Annotated in this window: 22 protein-coding genes and 2 pseudogenes; 12 read left to right on the plus strand and 12 right to left on the minus strand. The window is 73.0% G+C overall.

Annotated features, from left to right (window positions below):
* Nucleotides 1-124: 124 nt before the first annotated feature.
* The 6 genes and pseudogenes from KPF47_RS06265 to KPF47_RS06290 form a co-directional block, all read right to left on the minus strand.
* Nucleotides 125-1,951, minus strand: a complete 1,827-nt coding sequence (locus tag KPF47_RS06265; protein ID WP_224387571.1) for a phosphoenolpyruvate carboxykinase (GTP) — start codon at nt 1,949-1,951, stop codon at nt 125-127.
* Nucleotides 1,952-2,339: 388 nt separating this feature from the next.
* Nucleotides 2,340-2,693, minus strand: coding sequence for a hypothetical protein (locus KPF47_RS06270; RefSeq protein WP_224387572.1), 354 nt, complete (start codon nt 2,691-2,693; stop codon nt 2,340-2,342).
* A 204-nt stretch (nt 2,694-2,897) separates the two neighbouring features.
* Entirely contained in the window at nt 2,898-4,451 is a 1,554-nt protein-coding gene (locus KPF47_RS06275; protein ID WP_224387573.1) for an MFS transporter, read from the minus strand.
* Nucleotides 4,452-4,911: 460 nt separating this feature from the next.
* Nucleotides 4,912-5,769, minus strand: a pseudogene (locus KPF47_RS06280) (IS5 family transposase).
* A 254-nt stretch (nt 5,770-6,023) separates the two neighbouring features.
* Nucleotides 6,024-6,866 (minus strand): IS5 family transposase, encoded by an 843-nt coding sequence (locus tag KPF47_RS06285; protein WP_224386276.1) that lies wholly within the window; start codon nt 6,864-6,866, stop codon nt 6,024-6,026.
* Between the two features lie 125 nt (nt 6,867-6,991).
* Entirely contained in the window at nt 6,992-8,416 is a 1,425-nt protein-coding gene (locus KPF47_RS06290) for an NF041680 family putative transposase (RefSeq protein WP_224386384.1), read from the minus strand.
* 302 nt (nt 8,417-8,718) lie between these two features.
* On the opposite strand from KPF47_RS06290, the gene KPF47_RS06295 reads away from it, so the two are divergent.
* The gene (locus KPF47_RS06295) at nt 8,719-9,303 is read left to right on the plus strand and encodes a TetR/AcrR family transcriptional regulator (RefSeq protein WP_224387574.1); all 585 of its coding nucleotides are present in this window, start codon (nt 8,719-8,721) and stop codon (nt 9,301-9,303) included.
* Between the two features lie 88 nt (nt 9,304-9,391).
* Entirely contained in the window at nt 9,392-9,844 is a 453-nt protein-coding gene (locus KPF47_RS06300) for a hypothetical protein (RefSeq protein ID WP_224387575.1), read from the plus strand.
* Nucleotides 9,845-9,853: 9 nt separating this feature from the next.
* On the opposite strand, the gene KPF47_RS06305 is transcribed toward KPF47_RS06300, so the two are convergent.
* Complete coding sequence (locus KPF47_RS06305) at nt 9,854-10,114, minus strand: DUF6802 family protein (protein ID WP_224387576.1); 261 nt, start codon at nt 10,112-10,114, stop codon at nt 9,854-9,856.
* A gap of 7 nt (nt 10,115-10,121) precedes the next feature.
* Nucleotides 10,122-10,817 (minus strand): hypothetical protein, encoded by a 696-nt coding sequence (locus KPF47_RS06310; RefSeq protein ID WP_224387577.1) that lies wholly within the window; start codon nt 10,815-10,817, stop codon nt 10,122-10,124.
* A 252-nt stretch (nt 10,818-11,069) separates the two neighbouring features.
* Here KPF47_RS06310 and KPF47_RS06315 point away from each other — a divergent pair, with 252 nt between their 5' ends.
* The 4 genes from KPF47_RS06315 to KPF47_RS06330 all read left to right on the plus strand — a co-directional run bounded on the left by KPF47_RS06315 (nt 11,070) and on the right by KPF47_RS06330 (nt 15,766).
* Complete coding sequence (locus KPF47_RS06315; protein WP_224387578.1) at nt 11,070-12,038, plus strand: glycosyltransferase family 2 protein; 969 nt, start codon at nt 11,070-11,072, stop codon at nt 12,036-12,038.
* A 57-nt stretch (nt 12,039-12,095) separates the two neighbouring features.
* Complete coding sequence (locus KPF47_RS06320; protein ID WP_224387579.1) at nt 12,096-13,094, plus strand: glycosyltransferase family 2 protein; 999 nt, start codon at nt 12,096-12,098, stop codon at nt 13,092-13,094.
* Nucleotides 13,087-13,899 carry a tRNA (guanosine(46)-N7)-methyltransferase TrmB gene (trmB, locus tag KPF47_RS06325; RefSeq protein ID WP_224387580.1) on the plus strand — a complete coding sequence of 271 codons (813 nt, stop codon included), beginning with the start codon at nt 13,087-13,089 and terminating at the stop codon, nt 13,897-13,899. The genes KPF47_RS06320 and trmB overlap by 8 nt, the downstream gene beginning before the upstream one ends.
* A 625-nt stretch (nt 13,900-14,524) precedes the next feature.
* Nucleotides 14,525-15,766 carry a nitric oxide synthase oxygenase gene (locus tag KPF47_RS06330; RefSeq protein ID WP_374108802.1) on the plus strand — a complete coding sequence of 414 codons (1,242 nt, stop codon included), beginning with the start codon at nt 14,525-14,527 and terminating at the stop codon, nt 15,764-15,766.
* Between the two features lie 7 nt (nt 15,767-15,773).
* On the opposite strand, the gene paaI is transcribed toward KPF47_RS06330, so the two are convergent.
* Entirely contained in the window at nt 15,774-16,223 is a 450-nt protein-coding gene (gene paaI, locus KPF47_RS06335; RefSeq protein ID WP_224387581.1) for a hydroxyphenylacetyl-CoA thioesterase PaaI, read from the minus strand.
* 67 nt (nt 16,224-16,290) lie between these two features.
* Here paaI and KPF47_RS06340 point away from each other — a divergent pair, with 67 nt between their 5' ends.
* Both KPF47_RS06340 and KPF47_RS06345 read left to right on the plus strand, forming a co-directional pair.
* The gene (locus KPF47_RS06340) at nt 16,291-16,935 is read left to right on the plus strand and encodes an NYN domain-containing protein (protein ID WP_224387582.1); all 645 of its coding nucleotides are present in this window, start codon (nt 16,291-16,293) and stop codon (nt 16,933-16,935) included.
* A gap of 1 nt (nt 16,936) precedes the next feature.
* Entirely contained in the window at nt 16,937-18,262 is a 1,326-nt protein-coding gene (locus KPF47_RS06345) for an amidohydrolase family protein (RefSeq protein ID WP_224387583.1), read from the plus strand.
* 115 nt (nt 18,263-18,377) lie between these two features.
* Here KPF47_RS06345 and KPF47_RS06350 read toward each other — a convergent pair whose 3' ends face one another.
* Both KPF47_RS06350 and KPF47_RS06355 read right to left on the minus strand, forming a co-directional pair.
* The gene (locus KPF47_RS06350; RefSeq protein ID WP_224387584.1) at nt 18,378-19,613 is read right to left on the minus strand and encodes a D-arabinono-1,4-lactone oxidase; all 1,236 of its coding nucleotides are present in this window, start codon (nt 19,611-19,613) and stop codon (nt 18,378-18,380) included.
* A 669-nt stretch (nt 19,614-20,282) separates the two neighbouring features.
* Entirely contained in the window at nt 20,283-20,789 is a 507-nt protein-coding gene (locus KPF47_RS06355; protein WP_224387585.1) for a hypothetical protein, read from the minus strand.
* A gap of 514 nt (nt 20,790-21,303) precedes the next feature.
* Between KPF47_RS06355 and KPF47_RS06360 the strand changes: the two genes are divergently transcribed.
* The 4 genes from KPF47_RS06360 (at nt 21,304) to KPF47_RS06375 (ending at nt 25,492) form a co-directional block, all read left to right on the plus strand.
* Nucleotides 21,304-22,668, plus strand: coding sequence for an AI-2E family transporter (locus tag KPF47_RS06360; protein ID WP_224387586.1), 1,365 nt, complete (start codon nt 21,304-21,306; stop codon nt 22,666-22,668).
* A 44-nt stretch (nt 22,669-22,712) separates the two neighbouring features.
* A complete protein-coding gene (locus KPF47_RS06365) occupies nt 22,713-24,332 on the plus strand; it encodes an SDR family oxidoreductase (protein WP_224387587.1) in 1,620 nt (539 codons plus the stop codon).
* Between the two features lie 156 nt (nt 24,333-24,488).
* Nucleotides 24,489-25,010: a dTDP-4-dehydrorhamnose 3,5-epimerase family protein gene (locus KPF47_RS06370; protein ID WP_224387588.1), complete on the plus strand. Its 522-nt coding sequence runs from the start codon at nt 24,489-24,491 to the stop codon at nt 25,008-25,010.
* 170 nt (nt 25,011-25,180) lie between these two features.
* Nucleotides 25,181-25,492 carry a DUF3040 domain-containing protein gene (locus KPF47_RS06375; RefSeq protein WP_224387589.1) on the plus strand — a complete coding sequence of 104 codons (312 nt, stop codon included), beginning with the start codon at nt 25,181-25,183 and terminating at the stop codon, nt 25,490-25,492.
* 49 nt (nt 25,493-25,541) lie between these two features.
* Here KPF47_RS06375 and dnaB read toward each other — a convergent pair.
* Nucleotides 25,542-26,441: pseudogene (dnaB, locus tag KPF47_RS06380) on the minus strand (replicative DNA helicase); the annotation flags it as partial.

Raw genomic sequence — 26,441 nt, forward strand, 5'->3', positions numbered from 1 at the left:
CGTCGCGCAAGTAATGGTGTCACCCACGCGGTTCGTCACGGTCGGTCGGTCACCGTCCGGCACCGGCCACGAACGGCACCGGGCCCCCGCACCGACGGGGTGCGGGGGCCCGGTGACGGGGGGATCAGGCGCCGAGACGCTGCTTCAGTGCCTCGAACTCGTCGCGGATCGAGGTCGGGAGGTTGTCCTCGCCGATCGTGGCGAACCACTCCTCGATCAGCGGGATCTCGGCCTTCCACTCCTCGACGTCGACGGCCAGCGAGGCCTCGACGTCGGAGCGCTCGGCGTCGACGCCGTCGAGGTCGATCTGGTCGGCGGTGGGCACGAACCCGATGGGGGTGTCGACGGCGGCCGCCTTGCCCTCCAGGCGCTCGATGCACCACTTGAGGACGCGGCTGTTCTCACCGAAGCCCGGCCACAGGAAGCGGCCGTCCTCGCCGCGGCGGAACCAGTTGACGTAGAAGATCTTCGGCAGCTTGTCCGCGTCCGCGCCCTTGCCGGTGGCGACCCAGTGGGCGAAGTAGTCGCCGACGTTGTAGCCGAGGAACGGCAGCATGGCCATCGGGTCGCGGCGGACCTCACCGACCGTGCCGGCCGCGGCCGCGGTCTTCTCCGAGGACATGGTCGCGCCCATGAAGGTGCCGTGCTGCCAGCTGCGGGCCTCGGTGACCAGCGGGACGGTGGTCTTGCGACGGCCGCCGAACAGGATCGCCGAGATCGGCACGCCCTTGGGGTCGTTCCACTCCGGCGCGACGACCGGGCACTGGTCGATCGGCACGGTGTAGCGGGAGTTGGGGTGTGCGGCCTTGACGCCCGAGTCGGGCGTCCAGTCGTTGCCCTTCCAGTCCGTCAAGTGCTGCGGGTCGCCCTCGAGGTCCTCCCACCACACGTCGCCGTCGTCGGTCAGCGCGACGTTGGTGAACAGCGCGATCCCGGCCTCGATGGTGCGCATCGCGTTCGGGTTGGTCTTCCAGTTCGTGCCGGGCGCGACGCCGAAGAAGCCGAACTCGGGGTTGGTGGCGTAGAGCCGGCCGTCCTCACCGAAGCGCATCCAGGCGATGTCGTCGCCGACGGTCTCGGCGCGCCAGCCGGGGACGGTCGGCTGCAGCATCGCGAGGTTGGTCTTGCCGCAGGCACTCGGGAACGCGGCCGCGACGTAGTACGCCTTCTCCTCCGGGGAGATCAGCTTGAGGATCAGCATGTGCTCGGCGAGCCAGCCCTCGTCGTGGGCCATCGCCGAGGCGATCCGCAGCGCGTAGCACTTCTTGCCCAGCAGCGCGTTGCCGCCGTAGCCCGAGCCGTAGCTCCAGATCTCCCGGGTCTCCGGGAAGTGGCTGATGTACTTGTTCTCGTTGTGCGGCCACGGCACATCGGCCTCGCCGTCGGCCAGCGGCGCCCCGATCGAGTGCAGCGCCTTGACCCAGCGGTCACCGGCCTCGTCGAGCAGCGGGACGATGTGCGCGCCCATCCGCGTCATGATCTTCATCGAGATCACCACGTACTCGGAGTCGGTGATCTCGACGCCCAGCTTCGGGTCGTCGGAGTCGGTCGGGCCCATGCAGAACGGGACCACGTAGAGGGTCCGGCCCTTCATGCTGCCGCGGTACAGCTCGGTCATCGTGCGCTTCATCTCGGCCGGGGCGACCCAGTTGTTGGTCGGCCCGGCACCGCGCTCGGTCTCGGTACAGATGAAGGTCCGCTCCTCGACACGGGCGACGTCGCCCGCGTCCGAGGCCGCGTAGAACGAGTTGGGCTTCTTCGCCGGGTCGAGTCGCTTGATGGTGCCCTGCTCGACCAGCTGGTCGGTCAGCCGCGTCCACTCCTCGTCGGACCCGTCGCACCACACGACGCGGTCCGGGGTGGCCAGCTCGGCGATCTCCTGAACCCAGGCCACGACGCCCTGGTTGGTGGTCGGTGCCTTGTCGGTGCCCGGAACGGTCGCTGCAGTCATGTCGTCCTGTTCTCCTCGCCGGCCCCGGCCCGTCGTCCGGGGGAACTACGACGGGCCCGCGACCGGAGTCGGTGACGGGCCCAGACGGGAAAAGGTGGTTTCCGAGGCTACCTGCGAAATAGTGCGCCACCCACGGGTGGAGTTGAGAGGTCAGGCACAGCACCGATCATGTAAATCGATCCAGTCGCCGCCCGACGAGGGCGATGTCCGCCCAGATGACAGCCATGTCACACGAACGCAACCTGTCCCGGGTGACCGATTCGCGGACGATCCGCGACATCGGCGCGCACATTCTCGGAGAAGCGTCGCGGAACGTCACTCGCAGACCGGAACCGACCGTTTCAGCGCATTCTCGGAACCGACTTAGGATTCTCGGGAACGGAAGGGGTCAGCGGACCGCGACGGCGGCGCGGGCGAGCTCCGGAACCATGATCGGCAGCCGGTGGGCGGTCACCTGCCAGTAGCGCGTGCCGGGGTCGCCGGCCCGCCACGCGTCCGCGAGCCGGACGACGGCGTCCGGGTCGATCCGCCGGCGCGGGCGGGGCCGCATCCCGCAGCGCTCCCGGACGCCCGCGTCGAGCGCGCGCCAGGCGTCCTCGGCGGTGGTGTGCACCGAGACCTCCGGGCGGGCCGGGACGGCGTCCGGCCCGCCGGGGCCGGCATCGACGGCGTCGGGGTCCACGGAGTCACCGGGGTGCTCCCCGAGCACCAGGGTGTAGGCGCTGACCACCTCGTACGGCACGGCTGTCTCCCGCGTGGAGTCGGCACCGGCGACCGGAACCGGTCGCCGCGGACGAGCCGTAGTGAACCAGCCGGGGCACACCGGATCCGCCGAACGAGCGTCCGACGGGGCCGCGCGTCGCCGGAACCACCCGTCCGGGCGGCCGGACGGTCACCCGTGACCGTCACGGGTGGTCACTCGCTGCTCACACCGTGCGACGAACAGTCAGCGGCGGGAGACGGCGGGCTCCACGTCCGCGTCGACCGCGGACGCACCGGCCGCCAGCACGTCCCGGTGCGCGCGGCGCAGACCGGCGCCGGCCGTCACCAGCACCACCGCGACGACGACCGCCGCCACCCCGGACGCGACGTCCACCCCGTGCACGAACGCCTCCCGCGCCGAGACCAGCAGGGCCGCGGCGGTGTCGGCGGGCATCGTCGTGGCGACGTCCGCGGCCCCGCCGAGGGTCTCCCCGGCCGAGGGCGCCGTGCCGTCGGGGAGCACGACGCCGGCCCGGTACACCGCCGATAGCACCCCGCCGACCAGCGCGGTGCCCAGCACCGCACCGACCTCGTAGGCGGTCTCGGAGACCGCGGCGGCGGCGCCGGCCCTCTCCGGGGGAGCGGCGGCCAGGATCGCGTCGTTGGTGACGGTCTCGGACAGCCCGATCCCCGCGCCGATCAGCACCGCGGCCGACATCAGCAGCACGACCGCGGAGTCCACCTGCAGGAACAGGCAGACCACGTACCCGGTCAGGACGAGCGCGAGCCCGGTGGCGACGAGCTGGTGCAGCGCGAACCGGCGGGCCAGCCGCGCGGCGGCGAGCCCGGCCACGACCGTCACCACGAAGCCCGGCAACAGGAGCAGGCCCGCCTGCAACGGCGAGTACCCGACGACCAGCTGCAGGTACTGGGCGGAGAAGAACAGCAGCCCGGTGAGACCGAACATGGTGGTGGCGTTGGCCAGCGCGCTGTGCCGCAGCACGGGGCGGGCGAACAGCTCCAGGTCGATCAGCGGGTCCAGGCCGCGCCGCCGGTAGTGGGCGAGGAACGCCGCCCCGGACCCCGCGCCCACCAGCACCGCCCCGGCGACCGCGGGGGTCACCCCGCCCGCGGAACCGGCCAGCTTGAGGGCCAGGACCAGCGGTCCCATCGTCAGCAGCGACAGCAGCACGCCGACCAGGTCGAGCCTGCCCGGCTCGGTCTCGCGCGACTCCGGCACCACCAGCGGCGCGACGACGAGCAGCAGCGCCATCGGCGGCACGCTCATCACGAAGATCGAGCCCCACCAGAAGTGCTCGAGCAGCAGTCCCCCGACGATCGGGCCGAGCGCCGCGCCCGCGGCGAACCCGGTCGCCCAGATCGCCAGCGCGAGCCTGCGGTGGGTCCGGTCCACGAACACCGACCGCAGCAGCGCGAGCGTGGAGGGCATCAGCATCGCCCCGAACACCCCGAGCAGGGCACGCGCGGCGACCAGCTGGGCGGCCGAGGTGGCGAACGCGGCCAGCAGCGAGACCGCACCGAAGCCGGCGACGCCGACCATCAGCAGCCTGCGCCGGCCGATCCGGTCGCCGAGGGTCCCCATCGTGACCAGCAGCCCGGCCAGCACCAGCGGGTAGATGTCGACGACCCACAGCAGGGTGGCCGCGTCCGGGCGGAGCGCGGCGGAGAGCTCGGGCAGCGCGACGCCGAGGACCGTGTTGTCGATCGACACCAGCAGCGTGGGGATGGCGAGCACCGCGAGCGCGAGCCAGGCACGCGGGCCGGGCCGCGCCGACACACCCGCTCCACCCCTGTCCGTCGCCGCATCCCCTGCGCCGGTCTCCGGCCGTGACATCGCCGTTCTCCCTCGTCCTCGTCGTTCGTCGTCCGCACGCAGCTTTACCGTCCGGACGGTACATCTTTAGAGGTCATTTCAGAACGAGGTCGACGTGTCTGTTGTAGACGACAAGCGGCTATCTGACCTGCCGTTTGATCTGTCGTCGAGGGGTCAATGGAAACTCGACAAGTCGTTCTGAAACGACCTCTTATACCGTCCAGACGGTACAGTCCATTCCCGGTCGCGGCTGTGAGGCGGGGCACGGGCACTAGGCTTAGAGGTCGTTTCAGAACGACTTGTCGAGTTTCCATTGACCCCTCGACGACAGATCAAACGGCAGGTCAGATAGCCGCTTGTCGTCTACAACAGACACGTCGACCTCGTTCTGAAATGACCTCTTAGAGCGCCCGGCGATTGATGGTTATCGGAGTCGACGGGTCGTGGGTCGGGTTGTCCAGCGGTAGCGGCTGCGGGCACGGTTGATCAGCCGGCGGATCACGGTGAGCGCGGCGGCGAGGTCGAGGTAGAACTCGACGATGATCTTCCGGCGATCGGTGAACCGGCGCAGCTTGCCGTAGCCGTTCATCCAGGAATGGGTGCGCTCGACCGGCCACCGCTTACCGACCTGGATCGGGGCGGGCCGGCCCTTGGTGGCGATCTGTGCGTCGAACCCGAGTCGTTCGAGCAGATCGCGGGTCTTGCCTGAGTCATAGCCCCGGTCCAGGTGCAGGCACGGTCGCTCGGGCAGCGGCCCGATCATGTCGTAGATCCCGATCAGGGTCGGTTTCAGCAACGGCGAGTCGTGGTCATTGGCGCGGGCGCTGATCAGGTGCAGCGGGATCCCCGCACCGTCGCAGACCACGGAGCGTTTGGTGCCCTGTTTGCCCCGGTCGACCGGGTTACAGCCGGCGACCTCGCCACCGCAGGGAGCCTTGGTGATCGCTCCGTCGGCAGACAGATCGTCGAGGTCGAGACCGATCATCTAGTCATAGCCGGCCAGCGCGGCCCGAAGGACCTGCTCCCCGACGCCGGCGGCGGCCCACTGGGCGAGACGGCGGCGGATCGTGCGGTCCGAGCAGCCGGGGGTGGCAATGCGTTCGTAGCCGCTGCCGTGCACCAACGCCGCGAGCACGTGCTCGAACACCAGGCGGTCGGGGATACGGCGGCGGTGACATCCCCACGGATGGGCCGGGTCGAACTCCGGGCGCCGCTCTGCCTCGATCAGGGCAGCGAACTCGACCCAGAGGGGGTCGATCAGCGATTCTGGCAATAGAGGCACGGACTCTCCAGGCGACCATCAGGACATCAGCAATCCCATGATCACTTGCAGGTCCGTGTCTCTACCAACACCGACACACGGCCACCTCTACTGCCGGACGCTCTTAGAGGTCGTTTCAGAACGACTTGTCGAGTTTCCATTGACCCCTCGACGACAGATCAAACGGCAGGTCAGATAGCCGCTTGTCGTCTACAACAGACACGTCGACCTCGTTCTGAAATGACCTCTAAGAGGTCGCGCGGATTGGTTGGTGATCATGGACGTCGTGCAGGTCGGGCGTTCCAGCGGTGTGTGGTCCAGGCCTGCCGAATCAAGCTACGGAGTGTGACGATCGTGTCGGCGAGGTCGAAGAACGCGTCGACGACGATTTCTCGTCGTTCGTAGCAGCGCTGCAGCCGGTTGAAGCTGTTGTGCCAAGCGTTGGTCCGCTCGACGTGCCAGCGGCGGGTGGCCTGGATCGGCGCTTTCTCACCCTTGTGCGCGATCTCGCCGTGCAGGCCTCGTTCGGCCAGCGTGTCGCGGGTCTTGCCGGAGTCATAGCCGGCGTCGAGGTGCACGGTGATGTCGTCGGGCAGCGGGCCGAGAGCATCGAGGCGGTCGAGGGTGGGGCCCAGTAGCGGGGAGTCGTGCCGGTTGGCTCCGGCCAGGACTCGGCCCAGCGGGATGCCGTATCCCTCGACGAGCACCGAACGTTTCATACCCTGTTTGCGCCGGTCCACCGGCGACGGACCGGCGACCTCGCCGCCGCCGGGGGCCTTGGTGATGGCGCCATCGACGGCGATGTCGTGCAGCAGCAGACCGACGATGCGGTCGTAGGCGTCCAGGACGATCCGACGCAGCTGGGCGAAGACCCCGAGCCTGATCCACTCGTCACGACGATCGCGGATGGTGGTCGCCGAGCAGGTGCTGTCAGCGATGCCCTCATACGAGCAGCCGAACCGCAGTACCTGCAGGAGCTTGTCGAACACGATCCGATCCGCGATCCGGCGGCGATGGCAGCCCAGCGGATGGGTGGGATCGAACTCGTCTCGATGAGGCAGCAGCGCGGTGAACTGGTCCCACAACGGCTCGGTCAGCCATGATGGCAGGGTGGGCACGCGGCCTCCAGACGATCACGAAGCGTAGATAACTTCATGATCGGCAGGCCCGTACCCGCCCTCGCCCCCAGACACTCGACCGCGGCCAAGCTGTGACCAATCCGCGCGACCTCTTAGCTTGGTTTTTAACCTGTGTGTTGTCGTCGCGCGGTGATGGTGCGGTCGCGTTTGACCGTTTTCCCGACGTCGTGGCTGGTCGGGGTGTGCCGGTTGCGGGAGCCGGGTGGGCGGCCGGGACCGGGTCGGCTGGGTTTCGGTGCACTGGCCGGGAGGACGGTCCGCGCGCGGATGTTCCGAAAGGCGCGGCGAACCCGGGCCGGGGTGAGCCGGGTGGGGGCGGCGGGTCGTTCCCAGGGGCGGCGTAGGTCGGCGGCCAGTGGTCGGGCCAGGCGGAGTTGGGTGTGGGAGGCGATGATCAGCCAGGTCCAGCGGTCGGCGGCTTCGGGGGTGCGCAGCTTCGGGGTTGTCCAGCCGAGGGTCTGCTTGAGCAGGCGGAATGTGTGCTCGAGATCGAATCTGCGGAGGAACGCCTGCCACCAGCGGTCCACGTCGGCGGCGCTCGCGTCGGTGGCGGAGCTCCATAGCCACACGGGCTTCGGGTCGCGGTCGCCGGGTAGGTGGTCGACCTGCAGCCGGAGCAGGGTGCCCTCGATGATCGGCAGTTCGCCGGCGTGGTCGATCCAGCACGTGCGCCGGGTCAGCCGGGGGTGGACCCGGTCCCAGCTGGTCGCGACGGCAGTGCCGTAGCGGGTGGTCTTGGTCGTCGTGGTGTGCACCGGTTCGATCCAGGTGGCGGGCCGGTTCAAGGCGATCTCCGGGCCGTGCTTGGGTGGGCGCCCGGTCGTGCCGGGCAGCCGTGGCGGCTTGGGCAGGCGCAGGACCCGGTCCGAGCGCAGTCGTCCGACCAGCTCGACGGGCAGATCGGCCAGTACGTAGGCGAGGCGGGTGATGTCGTATCCGGTGTCGGTGACGATCACGATGTCCGGGTCCCCGGGGCGCCAGTGCCCGGCGCTGGTCAGTCGCTCGATGACCGCGCGTAGCTGGGTGGCGGTCACCGCGGTGGCGTCGTCGGCCGGGCCGAGTCGAACCGCGTCCAGGACCGCCGTCCACGACGTCCGGCCCGTCTCCAGGGCGGCGACGAACGAGTATGGCCAGCCCGGGATCAGCTGCGCGTTGCCCTTTCCGCGTCCGTAGACATGGCAGAACAGCCGCTGATCGCTGGTCGTAGCGTCCGGGCGCAGCCACGGGCTGACATCCACGGCGAGCACGATCCGACCGTCGACGGCACGGGGCAACGGGAGACCGGCCAGCACCCGGCGCAGCCTCCGGGCGGAGATCCTGCCACAGGCCAACGCGTCGTACATCGCGCCGTGCCCGCGACGGTGCTCAGCCACCAAGGTCAGCTCCGGTAGCGAGCGAACCGGGCCGTCCGCGCACAACACGGCGTCGGTGAGCTCGAACAGCGCATCCGCTCGCGCAGTCAACGACGCGTAGAACTCCTGCCGAAACCCGGCAAGATCACCCCGCCCGACCGGAGTGTCACCGAGCACCACTGGCCCGGCAGAAGCCACACTGACCACCACGGCCACCGCTTTCGTCTTCGATGTTCTGTGGAAGGAACCCGAAGATGATCAAGCGGTGGCCGTACCCATGTCCCGCCGACACGCCGCCCGAACTACATCAACCTCCCAGCAGCAGCTCCGGAAGGTTAAAGATCAAGCTTAGAGGTCGTTTCAGAACGACTTGTCGAGTTTCCATTGACCCCTCGACGACAGATCAAACGGCAGGTCAGATAGCCGCTTGTCGTCTACAACAGACACGTCGACCTCGTTCTGAAATGACCTCTTAGTCCATGGCGTCCCACTCCGAACGGCGGAACGCGGGGACACGGGGTGCGGGCTCGGCCCGCGACCGGGTCCTCGACGCGTACGAGACGCTGCTGATCGAGCAGGGCCCCGGTGGCGCCACCCTCGACGCGGTGGCGGCCGAGGCCGAGGTGTCCAAGGGCGGGCTGCTCTACCACTTCAACTCCAAGGAGTCGCTGGTCGGCGGCCTACTGGACCGGCTGCGCGAACGCAGCGCCCGGGACGCGGAGCTGATGCGGTCCGACCCGGCCGGCACCGTGGCCTACTACCTGCGGACCTCGATGCCCGGCACCGAGTCCCCGGCCGGGCTCACCCGCACCTACCTCGCGACCCTGCGCATCGCCGACGGCACCACCTCCGGCGAGGCCGCACGCAGCGCGCTGGCCGGCGTCGACGCCGACGGGCTCGCCGCACTCGGCGAGGAGATCCACGACCCGGTCGTGGCGTGGCTGGTGCAGCTCGTCGGGGACGGCCTCTACCTGCGCACGCTCACCGGCGCGCCGCTCACCGGCGGGGTCTCGACCGACGAGCTGCTCGACACGCTGCGGGAGCTGCTGGCCGCACGTTCCTGAAACGGATGAACGCCGCACGCGCAGAGCGCGTCGATCCGGTCGCGCGGGGTAGTCTCCACTCCTGCACACGCACGGGGAGGGGCCCACTGTGGAGGGAACCGGCGGCTATCTCGCGCTGGTCGTGGTCGGCGTCGCGATCACGGTCGGTGTCGGCCAGATCCTGCTGCGCACCGGGCAGCCGTTCCTGGAGGACGTCTTCCAGAACAAGGAGACGTCGCACTCGATCAACCGGCTGCTGGTGGTGCTGTTCCACCTGCTGACGCTCGGCGTCCTGGGGATGATCTCGGTCATCGACATCGAGAGCATCACCGGTGTCCAGCAGATCGTGTTCAAGATCGGTGTCGTGCTGCTGGTCGTCGGCATCGCCTACGGCGTCTCGATGCTCGTGCTGCTCCGGATCCGCGAGCGGCGCCGCCAGCAGAAGGTGTCCGCGGACATCGACCGCTCGATCGCCGAGCAGCGCCGCGGCGTCGGCCGGTTCCGGCGCGGCGCGAACACCGACAGCGAGGGCCGCACCCCGGCCGAGCAGCCGGAGGACTGACCCCGGCACTCAGCCGATGCCACCGGGCAGGCCGGTCACCTCGTCGGCGAGCCCGTCACCGTCGAGGTCGGTCCAGAGCTCCGGACCCCGCGCCGTCTCGACGACGAGCGTCTCCGCCACCCCGTCGCCGTCGGCGTCGCGGGCGGCCGGGCCGCACACCGGGACCGACCCCGCGATGCCGGACCGGACCCGCGGCACCCGTACCCACCAGGGCACCGGGAGCGCAGCCGCGACCACCGCGCCGGCCAGGAGCGTGCTCCCGCCGGGCACCGGCGGCTCAGTACGCACGGACCGGCCCCCCGGACCCGTCCGGCACCCCCAGCGGAGCCCGGCCCGCCGGCGTCGGCTCGGCGTCCGCGACCCGGCGCAGCAGCTCCCGGTCGGCGGCGGCGAGCACGGCGTCGCACACCCGGCGGGCCAGGGCCCGGTCCCGGGAGGAGCGCACCGTCCGCACCCGGGCCACGACGAGCACGCCGCCGAGCAGGACGAGACCGGCGAGCGCGGCCGGCACCCCGGGCCCCCCGACCCCGAACAGCCGTCCACCCGCGAGCAGCAGCGACAGCACCGGGACAGCGGGTCCGACCGCCGCCACGGCCCACACACCGCGCTCCCGGGCCGGAGCCGCGCCGAGCACCCCGGCCGCCGCGGCGGCGAGGACCCCGCCGCTCGATGGTGACGCAACGTGAGTGATGTGCATCACGCGTGCGCCCTGATGTCGCAGTGCGGAGGCCGCCACGCGGCGCCGCAGGAGCGGTCCGCAGCGCCGCGCCCAGGCGTCGTCGAGGGCCCGGGCCGGCCCGGCGAGCGCCGCGGACCACCACCCGGCGTCGCCGGCGCGACCCCGGCGGCGGGCCGCGCTCGTCACCAGCCCGCCGACCTGCACCGACAGGGTCGCGAGGAGGTCCGCGCGGGCGAGGTCGAGCGCCGTGCGCGACGGTGGTCCGACGCTGTCGCGCAACGGTTCGAGACCCATGCCGGCCAGTGTCGGCGGGGTCGCCCCGGGGTGGATCCGTAGGACTGCGCAGCCGCCCCGGGTGATCGGCGTCCCTTCCCATGGGCAAGGCTGAACCGCAGCGCGGACCCGGACGAATCAACCGACCGGGGCAACCCCCCGGGCTCCAGGGACGTCCACCGATCGGGCACCCCCGAAGACGCCCGACACCAGAACCGCAGCCGGACCGTGATCGCGTCGTTGGACGAGTAAGCGGACCTGTATGGAGGAAGTGTGAGCGCCGTTACGCCCGCCCGCCCGACCGTCACGCCCGAGGAGGCGAGTGCTCCTGCGCGCCCGGGGCGTCAGAACGGTGCCGGAGCCGGACAGTCGCCGTTCCCGGCGAACCCTGCCCGACCCGGCGGGCGCGCTCCGCTGGCGCCGCAGCCGGAGGGACCCGAGGGCTTCCGTCGCCCGCGGCCCCGCCCGGCACCGCGCCGCAGCGCGAACCCCGCGGTGTCGGTCATCGTGCCGACCCGCAACGAGGCCCGGAACCTCGAGATCGTGCTGCCGGCCATCGCCGCGGTGCGCCCGGCCGTGCACGAGGTCATCGTGGTCGACGGCAACTCGACCGACAACACGGTCGCCGTCGCACGCCGCACGCTGCCCTGGGCGCGTGTGATCACCCAGACCCGCAAGGGCAAGGGCAACGCGATGGCCTGCGGCTTCACCGCCGCGACCGGCGATGTCATCGTCATGTTCGACGCCGACGGGTCGGCCGACCCGAACGAGATCCCGGCCTTCGTGAACGCGCTGGTCAAGGGTGCGGACTTCGCCAAGGGCAGCCGGTTCTGCAAGGGCGGCGGCTCGGACGACATCACGCTGCTGCGCAAGTCCGGCAACGCCGGCCTGAACACCGTCGCGAACCGGCTGTTCGGCACGAAGTACTCCGACCTCTGCTACGGCTACAACGCCTTCTGGGCCGACCTGCTGCCGCAGCTCGAGCTCCCGGACCCGGCCGCCCCGCAGCCCGAGGACGGCTCGATGATCTGGGGCGACGGTTTCGAGATCGAGACCGTGCTCAACTGCCGCGTCGCGGCCGCCGACCTGACGATCACCGAGGTGCCGTCGGTCGAGCGCGAGCGCATGTTCGGCGAGACCAACCTGCGGACCTTCGCCGACGGCACCCGGGTGTTGCGTACCCTGATGGCCGAGCACCGTCGCATGGAGCAGCGCCGCAAGGCGTCGGGCTACGCCCGCTGACGCTGCTCGCACCGGCCGCCCCCGCCGGTCCCGCCGCCCCACGAGGAGCGATTGCACGTGAGCGCCCTGCCGACCGCCACCGTGGTCGTCTGCGTCTACACCGAGAAGCGCTGGTTCGACATCAAGGCCGCTGTCGAATCGGTACTCGACCAGGACGTGACCCCGCTGGAGACGATCGTCGTCGTCGACCACAACGAGCGCCTGCGCGAGCGGGCCGAACGCGAGTTCGGGCCGCTCGGGGTGGTCGTCGTCGCGAACGAGAAGAAGCAGGGCCTGTCCGGCGCGCGCAACACCGCGGTCGAGCTGGCCACCGGTGAGGTCGTCGTCTTCCTCGACGACGACGCCGCGGCCCGGCCCGGCTGGCTGCACGCGCTGCTGGCCCCGTACAAGGACCCCGACGTCATCGGCGTCGGAGGGGTCGCCCACCCGAAGTGGCCCGACGGGCGCCCCCGGACGCTGCCCGGCGCCGCCCCCGGTGACCCGAACGCCACCGGTGAGCTCGACTGGGTCGTCGGCTGCACCTACACCGGCCAGCCCACCGAGCGCGCGGAGATGCGCAACCTGATGGGGTGCAACATGTCGCTGCGCGCCGAGGTGTTCACCCGGGTCGGCGGGTTCGCCGAGGACATGGGCCGGATCGGCAAGAATCCGCTGGGCTGCGAGGAGACCGAGCTCTGCATCCGGGCCCGGCAGGCCTACGCCGCCGACGGCCGGAACCCGCGCATCCTGTTCGAGCCGCGCGCCGCCGTCGACCACCGGGTGTCCGACGACCGCGTCTCCTGGCGCTACCTGCTGCGCCGCGGCTGGGCCGAGGGCATCTCCAAGGCCGCGGTGTCCAAGGTCGTCGGGACCGGGGACTCCCTGTCCACCGAGAGCAGCTACACGATGAAGGTGCTGCCCGCCGGGGTGATCCGGGAGGCGAAGGAGCGCAACGCCGCGTCCGCCGCCGCGATCGTCGCCTGCTTCGGCGTCACCGCCGCCGGCTACGTCCGCGGCCGGCTGCCGGGCGCGACCGCCCACGTGCGGCTGCCCGCGGGCCGGAACACCGGTGCCTGACCGGGCCACCGTCCCGGACACCCCGCACCCGCACGACACCCGGATCCGCTCCTACGTACACCAGCGCGTCCGGCTGTCCGAGGGACAGCAGTCCGCCTGGGAGCGGCTGTGGTCGACGTGGGGTGCCGAGGTCGACGACGTGGTGGCGTCCGGGGCCTGGGACCCGGTCGCGATGTTCGGGCGGACCGCACCGTGCGTACTGGAGATCGGCTCCGGCATGGGCGAGACGACGGCGTCGCTCGCGGCCGCCGAACCGGGGACCGACCACGTGGCCGTCGAGGTCTTCGAGCCGGGTCTGGCCCAGCTGCTCATGCGGATCGAGCAGGCCGGCCTGACCAACCAGCGGCTGCTGCGCGGCGACGCCGTGGAGCTCCTCACCCGGGCCGTGCCACCCGCGTCGCTGGACGGGCTGCGCATCTTCTTCCCCGACCCGTGGCCCAAGCGGCGCCACCACAAGCGCCGGCTCGTGCAGCCGGGGTTCGCCGCGCTGGCCGCGTCGCGGCTGCGGCCGGGCGGCCTGCTCCACCTGGCCACCGACTGGCCGCACTACGCCGAACAGATGCGCCGGGTGGTCTCCGCGGAGCCGTCGCTGCGCCCGGACGACCGCTTCCCGCTCCGTCCGGACGGCTGGCAGGACCGCCCGTCGTGGCGTCCGGTCACCAAGTTCGAGGAGCGGGCCCGGCTGGACGGACGACCGGTTCGTGACCTGCTGTACGTCGCCGACCACGCACCCGGTACCGATGACACACGGAGAGTGACCGACTACGGTCAGGAACACCCCCGACCCGGATCCCCACCCGAGTGACCCCCGAAGGACGCCCGTGACGACAGTGGAGCACGGCAAGAACTCGCACCCCGCTCCCGCGGCCCCGAAGCGGGCGGTCGACCGACCGCCGGGCTTCCGGCCGAGCCCGACGCCCCGCCCGATGACGGGCCCGCCGCCGGGAGCGTCGTCGGGTCCGGGCCAGGGACCCGGTCAGCCGTCCGGGGAGTCCGGCGCGGAGCGGTCCGGCCGGTCGGTGTCGATGGTCCCGCTGGTCGGCCCGGTCGAGGGTCCCGCGCAGGCCACCACCGCCGTGGCGCGGCCCGGGGTGGAGGCGACGACCGTCGTCGACCGGTCACGGGTGCGGCAGACCCCGCCGCGGGAGCAGGGCCCGGCGCGGGAGCAGGGTCCGGGCGGGTCCGGGCCGCTGCGGGACCAACAGGCCCCGGCCGAACGGGCCACGGTCGCCACGCCGCTGCCGGAGCGCGCGACCGTCGCGAACCCGGTCCCGGGGACCGCCCCGGCCCCCGGGAGCACCCCGGCCCCGGGATCGCAGCGCCCGGCCGCGGGGAGCCGCGAGCACGTCCTCAACCGGGTCGACGGCCCGGGCTCCGCGACCACGGTCGTCCGCGTCGCGCCCCCGGCGGAGCCCCGCACCACACCGCCGGTGGACGGCCGTGGTGCGCCGTCGAGCCGTGTCGCACCCCCGGCGGAGAGCACCAGCGGCTGCCCGGTCACCGGGCACGGACGGTCCGGCGGGCACCCGCCGCCCCCCGGCGTCGCCGACGAGCGGGACCCCGCGCCGGCCGACCCGGCCGCGGCCGAGGAGTTCCTGCGTCAGGTGTACGCCGAGACCGAGCCGGCGATGCCGCTGCCCGAGCGGCTGCGCCAGGTCCGCGCCGAGATCGACCGGGTCGGCACCTACACCCACACCACGCACGAGCTGGTGTTCGGCACCCGTGTCGCCTGGCGGAACTCCGCGCGCTGCATCGGGCGGCTGTACTGGCAGTCGCTGCAGGTCCGCGACCTGCGCCACCTGCACGACCCGGCCGACATCGCCCAGGAGAGCGTCGGGCACCTGCGGGCCGCCACCCGCGGCGGGCGGATCCGCTCGACGATGACGGTGTTCGCGCCCGACGCCCCGGGTCGGCCCGGTCCGCGGATCCGCAACGACCAGCTCGTCCGCTACGCCGGGCACCGCAACCCCGACGGCACCGTCACCGGTGACCCGGGCCAGGCCGACTTCACCGACCACGTCGTCGGGATGGGGTGGCCGCGGCCGCAGCCTGCGGGCCGGTTCGACGTGCTGCCGCTGCTCATCACCGGCCCGGACGGGCGGTCCCGGCTGTTCGACGTCCCGCCGGACGCCGTGCACGAGGTCCCGCTGCGCCATCCCGAGCACCCGTGGTTCGCCCGGCTCGGGCTGCGCTGGCACTCGGTGCCCGCGATCAGCAACATGCCGCTGGAGATCGGCGGGATCGTGTACCCGGCCGCCCCGTTCAACGGCTGGTACCTCGACACCGAGGTCGGCGCCCGCAACCTGGCCGACACCGACCGCTACGACCTGCTGCCGGAGATCGCGAAGCGGCTCGGGCTCGACACCCGGTCGGTGCGCACGATGTGGCGGGACCGGGCGATGGTGGAGCTGGTCCGCGCGGTCACCTACTCCTTCGACGCCGACGGCGTCACCATGGCCGACCACCACAGCGAGTCCGAACGGTTCATGGCCTTCCTCGCGAAGGAGGAGGCCGCGGGACGACGCTGCCCGGCCGACTGGAGCTGGATCGTGCCGCCGATGTCGGGCTCGCAGACCCCGGTGTTCCACCGCTACTACGACGAGCCCGACCGGGACCTGCGCCCGGCGTTCCTGGAGCCGCACGGTCTGCGGCCCCACGACGATCAGGGCTGAGGACCCTTCAGGGCTGGGCGGTGACCGGGCTCAGCCCCGGCACCTGCCGGGTCCGGCCCCGGAACTCGGCGACGACCGTCCCGTCGTCGGCGCGGACGGTGACGTCGTAGAGGCCGGACCGGCCGCTCGCGGCCCGCTCGACCGCCTCCGCGGTGAGGACGTCGCCCTCCCGCGCCGGGCGCAGGAACGCGATGTCGGCGCCGCTGGCCAGGGCGGAGACGCCGTGGGAGTTGCTGGCGTAGGCCATCGCGGTGTCGGCGAACAGGAACAGGTAACCGCCGTGGCAGACCCCGTGCCCGTTGACCTGGTCGGGGCGGACGGTCATGGTCGCCGTCGCCCGTCCGGGAGTGACCGCGACGACGTCGACCCCCGCCGAACGGCTCGCCCGGTCGCCGTCGCGCATGATCTCGGCGGTCCGGGTGGCGAGCTGCTCCGGTCCGGTCGGTGGGTTCTCCATGGGGACAGTCTCACCCGCGCGGGCGCCGGGCCGGGCGGGCGGGGCGACGACGGCTAGGCTGCCCGGCATGAGCGGCGGGACGGGGCAACACGGACGCGGCGTTCCGACGGGCCCGCAGCCGCGTGTGCTGCTGGTGTGGGACGCACCCAACATGGACATGAGCCTGGGTTCGCTGCTCGGAGCCCGGCCGACCTCGGCCTACCGCCCCCGTTTCGACGCCGTCGGCCGCTGGCTGCTGGACCTCGCCGGTCCCGAGGCCGAGGCCGAGGCGTGTGTGTTCACCAACGTCGCGCCGGGCAGCATCGACATCGTCCGGCCCTGGGTCGAGGCCCTGCGCAACGTGGGGTTCGCCGTCTTCGCCAAGCCGAAGACCAGCGAGGACTCCGACGTCGACGACGACATGCTCGCCCACATCGGCATGCGCTCGGCCGAGGGCATGCTGCGCCACGTCGTCGTCGCCTCGGGGGACGGACGGGCGTTCCGGGAGCCGCTGGAGAAGCTCATCGACGTCGGCACCGACGTCACGGTGATCGGCTTCCGCGAGTACGCCGGGTTCGCCCTGGCCTCCGAGACGCTGTCGTTCCTCGACCTCGAGGACATCGACGGCGTGTTCCGGGAGCCGCTGCCGCGCGTCTCGCTGGACACCCTGCCCGACGAGGGCGCCTGGCTGCCGCCGTTCCGGTCGCTGCGCTCGCTGCTCGACCGCCGCTGACATGGCGGTTCTCCAGCGGCTCACCGCGCCGGTCGCGCTGCCCTGCACGCCCGGCTTCCCGGTCGTGCGGAACGCGGTCCTCGACGTCGACGACACCGGCCGGATCGCGTTCGTGGGCACCGCCGCGGACGCACCGCCGACCGACGCCGTCGTGCGGCCGCTGCGCGGCCTGCTCATGCCCGGGATGGTCAACACGCACTGCCACACCCCGATGTCGCTGCTGCGCGGGATGGGCGGCGACCTGCCGCTGATGCCGTGGCTGACCGAGGTCATGTGGCCCGCGGAGAGCCTGCTGACCGAGGACGACGTGCACGCCGGCATGGTCGCGGGCTGCCTGGACCTGTTGCGGACCGGCTGCACCACCAGCGTCGAGATGTACTTCTTCACCGACGCGCTGGCCGACGCCGTCCGCACGGCGGGCTCCCGTGCCGTGCTCACCCCGGGGATCATCGCCGCGCCCGGCTGGGACCGGCTCGGGACCTGGGAGCAGATGCGCGACGACGTCTCCGCCCGGATCGACGCCCATGGCCTGGTCCCCGACGACGACGGCCGGATCGAGCTGGGCTACGGCCCGCACTCGGCCTACACGCTGCCGCCGGGTGCCCTGGAGTCGGTCGCCGCGGCCGCCCGCGAACGCGGCGCGCTGGTGCACACCCACGTCGCGGAGTCCCGCGGCGAGGACGCCGCCGTGCGCGAGACCCACGGCTCGGTCCCGGCGATGCTCGACGCGGGCGGTGCGCTGGGCGGGCGGGTGCTGGCCGCCCACTCGGTGCACCTGTCCGACGACGACATCGCCCTCTACGCGCGGCACGGCGTGGCCGTCGCGCACTGTCCCGGCTCGAACGCCAAGCTCGCGGCCGGGACCGCCCGGTTGCTGGACCTGCGCCGGGCCGGGGTCCGGGTGGGGCTGGGGACCGACGGCCCCGCCTCCTGCGACGACCTGGACCTCTGGCACCAGGCCCGGCTCGCCGGGCTGATGGCCCGGGTGGGGGCCGACGACGCCGCCGCCCTCACCGCCGCCGACGTGCTGCTGATGGGCACCGCCGACGCCGCGCGCGCGATCGGCCGCGACGACCTCGGCGCGCTCGAGGCCGGGCGGTGGGCGGACGTGGTCCACGTCGACACCGACGACTCCGCGTTCGTCGCCCCGTCGGACGACGCGCAGCTGGTGTCGAACCTGGTGTGGGCGGGCGGCTCGCGCCTGGTCCACGACGTGTGGGTGGGCGGCGAGCAGGTCGTCGACGCCGGCGAACCCACCCGGGTCGACCGCCGGACGTCACTCGCCGCGGTGCGGTCGATCTCGGCGCGGCTGCGCAGCGAGGTCTGAAGCCGGGCCGCCCGGCCGAACCCCCTCGGCCTGCTCGCCCTGCCGGGCCCCCGGCCGGGTCCGCCGGACCGGACCGGCAGCGGCCCGACGGGCCGGCGGCCGGGGCGCGGGGGTCTCAGCGGCCGAGTACGGCCGCGAGGTGCGGGTCGGTGAAGCGGCGCTCGGGGTCGAACCGGTCGCGGACCGCCCGGAACGCCTCCCAGCCGGGGTAGGCGACGGCGAGCTCGTCCGGCCCCCAGGCGTGCCGGGTGGTCCAGCACGGCCGCCCGGCGGCGTCCTCGCAGACCGCACCCGCGAGCCGCCGGACCGGCTCCTCGGCCGGCCCGCGGGTGCGCAGCCGCAGGTAGGCGGTGTCCCGGCCGGACGCCGGGTGCAGCAGGCCGGTCTCGGCCCGTCCGGTCCGCACCCGCACCGGACGCAGCTCCCGGCCCCGGGCCGAGACCGCGGCGCCCAGCTCGCGCAGGACCTGTCCGAGTGCGGCACGCGGCACCGCCCACTCGGACAGGTCCGGGTCCCACGGCTGCGGGTCGGGCAGCACCTCGTGCGGGGGGCCGGCCGTGCCGGGCGCCCAGCGCTGCGGTGGCGGCCACCCCGAGCGCAGCCCCACCCCCGACGACCACCACGACGACGCGAGCCGGGACACCGCCTGCCCCCAGCCGGCGCGCTCGACCGGACCGGTGGGCTCCGGCTCCGGCTCGGCCCAGCGCAGCACGGTGGACCCGGCGTGCACCGACGGGCTCACCGCGATGTCGCACTCGGTCCAGGCGTGGGCGCCGAGCAGGTCCTCGCCCAGCACCTCGTCGAGACCGACGGCGCGTTCGTGCACCTGCAGCCGGGTGAGCGGCACGGTACGGAGCTCCAGCGCGGTCGCGATGCCGAGCGCACCGAGCCCGCAACGGGCGGCCTCGAGGTCGGGGCCGGTGACGTCGCGGACGGTGCCGCGACCGTCGACCAGCCGGACGGCGCGGACCTGGTCGGACAGCGAGCCCTCACCGGGGGCCCCGCCGTACATGCCCAGCCCGGTGGCGCCGCCGACGGTGGCGCGGGGCGCGTCCGGCACGGTGGCCAGTGCGCGGCCGGCCGCGGCGAGGGCGACGCACAGGTCCGCGACGGTCTCCCCCGCCCGCACCCGCACGGTCTCGGCGCCGATCTCGACGACGCCGGTCAGCGCGGACACGTCGAGCAGCACGTCCTCGGTCCGGACGAGCGGTCCCGGCGCGCGGCCGCCGGCTCCGGTGGGCCGGACGGTGGCGCCCCGTTCCGCGGCCCGCCGGACGGCCGTCGCGACGCCTGCCTCGTCGAGCGGGCGGTCGGTGCGCCGGGGGCCGGTCGCGGCGGGATCGGTGCTCATCCCTCGCAGGGTAGAACGCCGGGGGGTCACCGTGCGGAACGATTCGCACACGCGTCGCGGCGCGTCGTACGGCCGTCCGGTGGTGCGGTGGTGAACGTGGTGACGGATGGGCCGGACGGGACGACCGAAGCTGCCTCGACTGCCCTCTTGTGACCCGGACGGCCGCCCGATACGGTCACACTCCGTGGCGATCATGTCGCCACGCGAGTCCGGGACGAGGGTGTCCCGCACTCGGCCCCGTCGTTCTGCCCGGAACCGCGCTCCCCACGGCTCCGGTCGGCATCGACGGCGACACCGGCGTCGCGCGCGCCGCGCCGGTGGCCTCCGCACGCGCGAGGGCCGGGTGCGGTGGTCGGCTCCCTCCGACCATCGCCCCGGCCCTCGCCTTGCGTGGTGACGACCCAGCTCCCCAGCCGGTCGTCACCTCACCCCGCGGTCCCAAGGTGTGGCCGCGGGATGTTCTGGTGCGTCCTCGGCACTCCCGGTCCCCACCGGTCCTGCCGTGCGGCCGTACGCCGGTGGCGTGCGGCTACTCCCCGGGACGCTCCGGGGATGTCGTGGTTGCCTCGCGCGGCCCTCTCCCACCCGACGGGTTCTGGGCGGCCGTACCGCGCTGCCCCGGACGGCGCAGCGACCCTGCCGGACGCCCGGCGGTCGCCCGGACGCCGCTCAGGCCGTGCGGGTCAGCCGGTGCCGTCCGGTGCCGCCGAGCAGGTCGGCGATCGCGGCCCGGTCCGCGGCACGCTCGGCGTCGCGGCGCCGGCGCAGCATCACCATGGCGGCGTCACCCGGTGCGTTCCAGGTGCCCTCGTCCTGCGGCTCCGCCTGCGGGTGGCCGAGCGGCTGCATCGGCACCGGCGCGACCTCGGCGTGGAACGCGGCGACCGTGTCCCCGGTCGGACGGGCCGCACCGGCGCGGCGGGTCGTGCGGACGGTGCCGCGGTGGACACGGCGCACGGCGTTGCCCGCACTCCCGCTCCGCCGGCCGTCCCGCCAGCCCCCGACGGTGAGGGCGTGGAAGATCGGGGTCTCCTCCTGGATCTCGTCGTGCGACTCGTGCCGGCCGCGGAACGGCCAGCTCTCCTGCGCGGCGCGTCGCGCCCGGATCGACGACTCGAGGCCACTCGCAGCGCTGTCGAACTCGTACACCCGCCGTACCTCCTGCTCGCCTGACATGTGGGGACCTACGGCCTCGTCCGTATCGCGTACATCTCGTACCGCCGTTCGGCCCACTCACCCGGTCAACGGGTGACACCCGAGAGGGGAAACGGGGGTGACAGTTCTGCTTCCGAGGTCCCCTCGTCCGAGTGGCGTGACCACGGAGCAACTCTCCGTGTTGTCTACGGAGAGTGTTCATCCGGCCTCCTCTCGGAGCAGCGGCGCCCCGGGAACCGCGATGTGCGGCGCCACACGACGACGGCGACAGGGGCTCGCCGCGCACGGGTCCGGCATGATCCGGCACGTCGGAGCAGGGATGCGTCGTTCCGTCACCGATAAGCCACTCCGTCGTGCCGATCCCGTCCGCGAGGTGTCGACTACACGTGTGTAATTCGACGGAGAGTCATCATCCGGTGCCGGGACTGCTCCGTCCGTTCCGGTGCTGCGCCGTCCGGGGAGGAGCGCCGGGAGCCCGGACCGTCACCGGTGCGCGCACCGCGCCGGGCAGGCCGATCCGCCGTACCGTCGTGGCATGACGGAGCGGACCGGGCGGCCCGCCGCTCCCACCGGGAGCGACATCCCGCTCCCACGGCACGACGACGACCCCACCCGTCACGGGCGGACACCCGCGGACGGGCAGACCACCGCCCCTCCCGACGACACCGCCCCTCCCGACGACACCCGCCCCGACGACGCCGACGCCGACCACCACCGCGCCGCCTCCGCCGGGGAACGGACCGGGTCGCGTGTCGGGGACCCCGTCGCACGGGCCGCAGGTCCGCGGTCCCGCCCGCCGCCACGGGCGGAGATCCCGCGCCCGCTCCGGGTCGCCTCCGAGGCGTGTGCCCGGATGCTCGTCATCGCCGCGGGACTCGCGCTGCTGGTGTTCCTGGTGATCCAGCTGCGGGTGGTCGTCGTCCCGGTGGCGATCGCCCTGCTGCTCTCCGCCCTGCTCGCCCCGCTCGTCCGGTGGCTGCACGAGCGACGGGTGCCCCGCGGCATCGCGACGGCGCTGGTGATGGTCGGCGGGCTGGCCGCGCTCGGGGGGCTGCTGACCGCGGTCGTCAGCACCCTGGTCGACGGCACCTCCCAGGTGGTCGCCGAGGTCACCGACAACGTCGGCTCACTGCAGGAGCTCGCCGACACGACCCCGTTCCGCATCGACGTCGGCGTGCTCGGCGACCAGGTGCTGCAGGCGGTGCAGGACAACCAGCAGACGCTGACCTCCGGCGCGGTGACGACCGCCGCCACCGTCGGGGAGATCCTGGCCGGGTTCGCGCTCTGTCTCTTCGCGCTGATCTTCATGCTGTACGACGGCCGTCGCATCTGGGCCTTCGTCCGGCTGCTCGCCCCGCGGGCCCGCCGGTCGCGGGTCGACGTCGCCGCCCGCCGCGCGTTCGCCTCGCTCGTCGGCTACGTGCGGGCGACGGTGCTGGTCGCGATCGTCGACGCCGTCGGGATCGGCCTGGGACTCTGGGCGACGGGCGTGCCGTTCGTGCTGCCGCTGGCCGCGCTGGTGTTCCTGGGCGCGTTCGTACCGATCATCGGGGCGGTGCTCACCGGCGCCGTCGCGGTCCTGGTCGCGCTGGCCACCGAGGGCCCGGTGACCGCGCTGATCGTGCTCGGCGTCGTGCTGGCCGTGCAGCAGCTGGAGAGCCACGTCCTGCAACCGGTGCTGATGGGCCGGGCGGTGCGGCTGCACCCGCTGGCGGTGGCGCTCGGCGTCGCGGTCGGGGTGGTCCTGGCCGGGATCGCCGGCGCGCTGCTCGCCGTCCCGCTGCTGGCCGTGCTCACCGCCGCCGTGCGGTCGCTGGTCGCCTCCCGCGAGGTCGCGCCGCGGGCGGTGGACCCGCTGCGCCCCCGGGAGGCGAACCCGCCGCCCGCCCTGCCGGGCTGAGCGCAGGCCCTGCCGCACAGGGCCTGCGGTGGGACGATCGCGCGGTGCGTTATCTCGTGACGGGTGCGACCGGATACATCGGTGGGCGGCTCGCGCCCCGGCTGCTGGGCCACGGCCCCGAGCCCGACCTGGTCCCGGACCCCTCCGCGGGCCCGGTGCACGTGCGCTGCCTGGTCCGCGACCCGGACAAGCTCGCCGACGTGCCGTGGGCCGCGGACGCCGAGGTCGTGCAGGGTGACCTGCTCGACCCGGACAGCGTCCGCGCGGCCTGCACGGACGTCGACGTCGTCTACTTCCTCGTGCACTCGCTGTCGGACTCCGACTTCGCCGCCACCGACCGGCGGGCCGCGCTGATCCTCGGCGAGGCCGCGCGGGCGGCCGGGGTGAAGCGGATCGTCTACCTGGGCGGGCTGCACCCCGACACCGGTGCGGGGACGCTCTCGGCCCACCTGGCCTCGCGGGTGGAGGTGGGGGAGACGCTGCTGCGCTCCGGGGTGCCGACGGTCGTGCTGCAGGCCGCGGTCATCCTCGGCTCGGGCTCGGCCAGCTTCGAGATGCTGCGCTACCTGACCCAGCGGCTCCCGCTGATGGTGACCCCGCGCTGGGTGCACAACCGGATCCAGCCGATCGCGGTGCGCGACGTGCTGCGCTACCTGATCCGGGTCGCCGAGATCGACGCGCCGGACGCCGAGCTGAACCGGACCTTCGACATCGGTGGCCCCGAGGTCCTCACCTACTACGAGATGATGCAGCGCTACGCCCGCGTCGCCGGGCTGTCCCGGCGCCGGGTGCTCCCGGTACCGGTGCTGTCACCGTCGCTGTCGGCGCACTGGATCAACGTCGTCACCCCCGTCCCCAAGTCGATCGCGAAGCCGCTGATCGAGTCGCTGGTGCACGAGGTCGTCTGCTCGGAGGACGACACCAAGGCCAGGATCCCGGACCCGCCGGGCGGGCTGATCGGCTACGACCGCGCCGTCGAGCTCGCGCTGTCGCGCATCACCGACGGCGAGGTCGAGACCCGCTGGTCGGGTGCGACGGTGGCGAACGTGCCGTCGGACCCGCTGCCCAGCGACCCGGAGTGGGCCGGTGGCGACGTCTACCTCGACGAGCGCGAGCAGGCGTGCGCCGCCACCCCGGAACGGCTGTGGACGGTCGTCGAGGGCATCGGCGGGGAGCGTGGCTGGTACTCGTTCCCGCTGGCCTGGTCGGTGCGGGGCTGGATGGACCGCGCGGTCGGCGGCGTCGGGCTGTCCCGCGGCCGTCGTGACCCGCACGACCTGCGTACCGGGGACGCACTGGACTGGTGGCGGGTGGAGCGGCTGGTCGAGCCCGGTGGACCCCGCCCGCCGGGCAGCGACCGCGGCCCCGAGGAGGGGCTGCTGCGGCTGCGCGCGGAGATGAAGGTGCCCGGCCGGGCGTGGTTGGAGATGTCGGTACGTCCCCGTCCGGGCGGGTCCGTCTATCACCAGCGGGCGGTCTTCATCCCGCACGGCCTGCCCGGCTACCTGTACTGGTGGTCGGTCGCGCCGTTCCACGGGATCGTCTTCGGCGGGATGGTCCGCAACATCACCCGCACCGCCGAGCGCAACGACGACGCACCCTCCCCGGCGAGCCGGCGTCCGGCCTGGCTGCGGTCCCGCCCGCACCGCGACCGGGCGGCCTGACCGGCCGCGGGTCGGGGGCCTCCGATGCCCCGATCGGAGCAACGTGGACTCGCGCTGCGTCACCGCGGGCAGGTCCGCTCGTTGTCGTCTCCGGTACCCCACCCGCAACCCACCGCGCGTCCGTCGCTCGCGGTGACCGGACCCGAGGGAGGTCGAGTGGACGTCGTACGGACCGTGGTGCCCGGTGCGCTGCTGCTCGACCGGAGCGCCGACGGCACGTCCACCGCCCCGGACCTCACCGCCCTCACCGCGCGACGACGCCGTCGCCCCGCCCGCGACGCGGTACTCGGTCTCTTCGGCCACCCCGGCGACCCGGTGCTGCTCGGCGTCCCCCGCGACAGCGGCTACGCCGTCGTCATCGATGCCCGCCCGGACGCGGACACGTTCGGCAGGCTGGCCGTCGCCCTGCTCGAGGGGCCGCAGCAGCTGCTGGTCCCGCCGGGCTGTCTCTACGGGGTCCAGTCCGTCGCGAGCGGGACCGTCGTCGAGCTGCGCAGCGCGTCGCGCCTCCCGCGCCGCGAACGCTTCGACGTCGACCCGGACGACCCGGACCTGGCGGTCCGCTGGCTGCGCCCGCGCCCGGCCCGGACCCCGGGGACCGCCCGGTCCTGGGCCGCGCTGATCACCAGACTCGGCGCCCCCGCCGGCCCACGCCGGGACCGCGTCTCCCTCTGGTGACCCCGGGCGCCCGCTCCGCTGTGAGGACGGGCGCATGTGAGCCGTCCGGCCCGGCCACGGAGATCACGAATCGATCACGTAACGTCGGGACCAGGCCGGATCGACGACGCCCCGCGCCGGACGGCGGCACGCGCGTGTCTGCCGGGCCGCAGACACGAGAGGTGACCGGGGTGCTGAGCGAGCGTGAGAACCGTCGGCTGCACGAGATCGAGGTGCAGCTGCGGCTGACCGACCCGCGGCTGGTCCGCCGCATCGCCGCGCTGAACACCGCGCTGCACGCCCCCGCCCGTCGCGGCGGGAACCTGCTCTCCGGGTTCGTCCGTGACCGGCGCACCGTGCACGGCGCCGGCCCGTTCCCGACGATGCTGCTCGGGGCCGTGCTGGTGAGCGTCCCGGTCGTCGTCGCGGGGATCCTGCCGTCGCCCTGGCCGTCGCTGCCACCACCGGGCCCCAGACCCGGCCGACCGCCTGGTACCGCCTGACCGCGGCCGGGCGGGCACGCGGCCCGTCCGGGCCCGGGGCCCGGTGGCCTCAGCCGTGGGCGAGGTCGGAGAACCGGCTGTAGTGCAGCTGGTGCGCGACGGTGATCGTCGTGGTCGGGCCGTTACGGTGCTTGGCCAGGATTAGGTCGGCCTCACCGGCACGCGGGTCGTCGTTTTCGAACGCGTCGGGGCGGTGCAGCAACACGACCATGTCGGCGTCCTGCTCGATCGAGCCGGACTCACGCAGATCGGCCAGCATCGGCCGTTTGTCGGTGCGCTGCTCGGGACCACGGTTGAGCTGGCTCATCGCCACCACCGGGACCTCGAGCTCCTTGGCCAGCAGCTTGATCTGCCGGGAGAACTCCGAGACCTCCTGCTGACGGGACTCGACCTTGCGGCCCGAGGTCATCAGCTGCAGGTAGTCCAGGATGATCAGCTTGAGGTCGTTGCGCTGCTTCATCCGGCGCGCCTTGGCCCGGATCTCGGTCAGCGTCAGGTTCGGCGAGTCGTCGATGCGGAGCGGAGCCTCGGAGATCTCCGACATCCGCCGTGCCATCCGCGTCCAGTCCTCGTCCGACATCCGGCCGGCGCGCATGTCGGCCAGCCGGATCTGGGCCTCCGCGGACAGCAGACGCATGACGATCTCGGACTTGCTCATCTCCAGGGAGAAGAACGCGCTGGTCATGCCGTTGCGGATGGAGCAGGAGCGGGCGAAGTCCAGGCCCAGGGTGTCGACTTGCCCAGACCCGGCCGGGCCGCGACGACGATCATCTGGCCCGGGTGCAGACCGTTGGTGACCTGGTCGAGGTCGGCGAACCCGGTCGGGACACCGGTGGCTTTCCCCTGGGAGGCGATGGCGTCGATGGCGTCCATCGTGGGCTGGAGGAGCTCTTCGAGGACCGTGTAGTCTCGGTGGTGGTGCGCTCGGTGACCTCGTAGACCGCGGCCT

It is taken from the genome of Pseudonocardia sp. ICBG1293, assembly GCF_020131355.1.
In the GTDB taxonomy this organism is placed as follows: Bacteria; Actinomycetota; Actinomycetes; order Mycobacteriales; family Pseudonocardiaceae; genus Pseudonocardia.

Excerpts from the sequence above, each read along its gene's own strand:
- KPF47_RS06265 (WP_224387571.1), bottom strand. The coding sequence starts at position 1,951 with ATGACTGCAGCGACCGTTCCGGGCACCGACAAGGCACCGACCACCAAC.
- KPF47_RS06295 (WP_224387574.1), top strand. The coding sequence starts at position 8,719 with ATGGCGTCCCACTCCGAACGGCGGAACGCGGGGACACGGGGTGCGGGC.
- KPF47_RS06310 (WP_224387577.1), bottom strand. The coding sequence starts at position 10,817 with ATGGGTCTCGAACCGTTGCGCGACAGCGTCGGACCACCGTCGCGCACG.
- paaI (WP_224387581.1), bottom strand. The coding sequence starts at position 16,223 with ATGGAGAACCCACCGACCGGACCGGAGCAGCTCGCCACCCGGACCGCC.
- KPF47_RS06340 (WP_224387582.1), top strand. The coding sequence starts at position 16,291 with ATGAGCGGCGGGACGGGGCAACACGGACGCGGCGTTCCGACGGGCCCG.
- KPF47_RS06345 (WP_224387583.1), top strand. The coding sequence starts at position 16,937 with ATGGCGGTTCTCCAGCGGCTCACCGCGCCGGTCGCGCTGCCCTGCACG.
- KPF47_RS06350 (WP_224387584.1), bottom strand. The coding sequence starts at position 19,613 with ATGAGCACCGATCCCGCCGCGACCGGCCCCCGGCGCACCGACCGCCCG.
- KPF47_RS06355 (WP_224387585.1), bottom strand. The coding sequence starts at position 20,789 with ATGTCAGGCGAGCAGGAGGTACGGCGGGTGTACGAGTTCGACAGCGCT.
- KPF47_RS06360 (WP_224387586.1), top strand. The coding sequence starts at position 21,304 with ATGACGGAGCGGACCGGGCGGCCCGCCGCTCCCACCGGGAGCGACATC.